The sequence below is a fragment of the Ruoffia sp. FAM 24228 genome (assembly GCF_045528575.1).
In the GTDB taxonomy this organism is placed as follows: domain Bacteria; phylum Bacillota; class Bacilli; order Lactobacillales; family Aerococcaceae; genus Ruoffia; species Ruoffia halotolerans.
This window is the reverse complement of sequence record NZ_JBGQQZ010000130.1, coordinates 1-1,603: the sequence shown is the minus strand read 5'-3', so window position 1 is coordinate 1,603 and position 1,603 is coordinate 1. Positions and strand designations below refer to the sequence as shown.

General features: G+C 45.6%; 13 tRNA genes and 1 rRNA gene. All 14 read left to right on the top strand.

The features are described from left to right. Nucleotides 1-6 precede the first annotated feature (6 nt). The 14 genes from rrf to ACEN33_RS12240 all read left to right on the top strand — a co-directional run bounded on the left by rrf (nucleotide 7) and on the right by ACEN33_RS12240 (nucleotide 1,414). A 5S ribosomal RNA gene (rrf, locus tag ACEN33_RS12305) occupies nucleotides 7-122 on the top strand. 19 nt (nucleotides 123-141) lie between these two features. Then, nucleotides 142-214 (top strand) — tRNA-Asn (locus ACEN33_RS12300). Nucleotides 215-226: 12 nt separating this feature from the next. Beyond that, nucleotides 227-317 (top strand) — tRNA-Ser (locus ACEN33_RS12295). Between the two features lie 21 nt (nucleotides 318-338). Beyond that, nucleotides 339-410, top strand: a tRNA-Glu gene (locus ACEN33_RS12290). An 18-nt stretch (nucleotides 411-428) separates the two neighbouring features. Further along, a tRNA-Val gene (locus ACEN33_RS12285) sits at nucleotides 429-501 on the top strand. Nucleotides 502-511: 10 nt separating this feature from the next. After that, nucleotides 512-584 (top strand) — tRNA-Asp (locus ACEN33_RS12280). Nucleotides 585-598: 14 nt separating this feature from the next. Continuing rightward, nucleotides 599-671: transfer RNA gene (locus ACEN33_RS12275), tRNA-Phe, on the top strand. Nucleotides 672-676: 5 nt separating this feature from the next. Beyond that, nucleotides 677-757 (top strand) — tRNA-Tyr (locus ACEN33_RS12270). A gap of 41 nt (nucleotides 758-798) precedes the next feature. Next, nucleotides 799-869: transfer RNA gene (locus tag ACEN33_RS12265), tRNA-Trp, on the top strand. Nucleotides 870-894: 25 nt separating this feature from the next. After that, nucleotides 895-967: transfer RNA gene (locus ACEN33_RS12260), tRNA-His, on the top strand. Nucleotides 968-1,002: 35 nt separating this feature from the next. Then, nucleotides 1,003-1,074 (top strand) — tRNA-Gln (locus tag ACEN33_RS12255). Between the two features lie 45 nt (nucleotides 1,075-1,119). Beyond that, nucleotides 1,120-1,190, top strand: a tRNA-Cys gene (locus tag ACEN33_RS12250). Between the two features lie 22 nt (nucleotides 1,191-1,212). Next, nucleotides 1,213-1,285, top strand: a tRNA-Met gene (locus ACEN33_RS12245). 43 nt (nucleotides 1,286-1,328) lie between these two features. Continuing rightward, nucleotides 1,329-1,414: transfer RNA gene (locus tag ACEN33_RS12240), tRNA-Leu, on the top strand. The last annotated feature ends 189 nt before the right edge of the window (nucleotides 1,415-1,603 follow it).

The following is a 1,603-nucleotide window of genomic DNA, read 5'->3' as shown; positions in this document are numbered from 1 at the left end:
ACAATGTGTGGTGATGGTAGCAAGAAGGACACACCTGTTCCCATGCCGAACACAGCAGTTAAGCTTCTTAGCGCCGATGGTAGTTGGACCTTTGGTCCTGTGAGAGTAGGTCGTTGCCATGCATTGTTTAATTTTAATCATTCCGCAATAGCTCAGCTGGTAGAGCGCATGACTGTTAATCATGATGTCGTAGGTTCGAGCCCTACTTGCGGAGTAAGGTTAAATCGGAGAGTTGTCCGAGTTGGCCGAAGGAGCACGATTGGAAATCGTGTAGGCATTTATTAAATGTCTCAAGGGTTCGAATCCCTTACTCTCCGTTAGAAACTTAATATTATAATGGTCCGTTGGTCAAGTGGTTAAGACACTGCCCTTTCACGGCGGTAACACGGGTTCGAATCCCGTACGGATCATTAACATTTTAATAACATGGAGGATTAGCTCAGCTGGGAGAGCGTCTGCCTTACAAGCAGGATGTCGGCGGTTCGATCCCGTCATCCTCCATTAATACCAAGGTCCGGTGGTGTAGGGGTTAACATGCCTGCCTGTCACGCAGGAGATCGCGGGTTCAAATCCCGTCCGGACCGTTTTTTAAAATGTAGGCTTGGTAGCTCAGTTGGTAGAGCACTTGATTGAAGCTCAAGGTGTCGGCGGTTCGATTCCGTCCCAAGCCATTCATGGTGGGGTAGCGAAGTGGCTAAACGCGGCGGACTGTAAATCCGCTCCTTCGGGTTCGGGAGTTCGAATCTCTCCCCCACCATTGTATTATTAATGGGGAATTTAATAATTTTGCCTTTTAATAGGGGCATAGTTTAACGGTAGAACTACGGTCTCCAAAACCGTCAATGTGGGTTCGATTCCTACTGCCCCTGTTTAAATTTTAATAATACGATGATGGCGATTGTGGCGAAGTGGTTAACGCATCGGTTTGTGGATCCGACACTCGTGGGTTCGATTCCCATCAGTCGCCTATATTTTATATAATATAGGTTGTAATATTATCATTGGGGTATAGCCAAGCGGTAAGGCAACGGACTTTGACTCCGTTATGCGTTGGTTCGAATCCAGCTACCCCAGTCGCTAGTACCATTGTTATAATGGTACTATTTTATTTAATACAATGGCGGTATAGCCAAGTGGTAAGGCACGAGTCTGCAAAACTCTGATCGCCGGTTCAAATCCGACTACCGCCTTTACTAAATATTATTTTATTATCGCGGGGTGGAGAAGCTGGCATCTCGTCGGGCTCATAACCCGAAGGTCGTAGGTTCGAATCCTACCCCCGCAATTTTTTAATTATCAAAAATTAATATCGAGACAATGGCTTTTATGCCGGTATGGCGGAATTGGCAGACGCGTTGGACTCAAAATCCAATGTCCTTTGCGGGACGTGTCGGTTCGACCCCGACTACCGGTATTTATTAATTGATTTAATCCACGTTAGAACACTTACCTTATGCCTAAGTAAGTGTTTTTTTATTGGGTTCATGAATTTTTGATGTTGGTGGACCGAGGAGCCAGGTGACGCAGTCACCTTGGCTCTTTTTTTATTCCTATGTTTAAGTGTCTCTCTATGCAACGATAGTTTGTGTTGTGTTCTCATCTT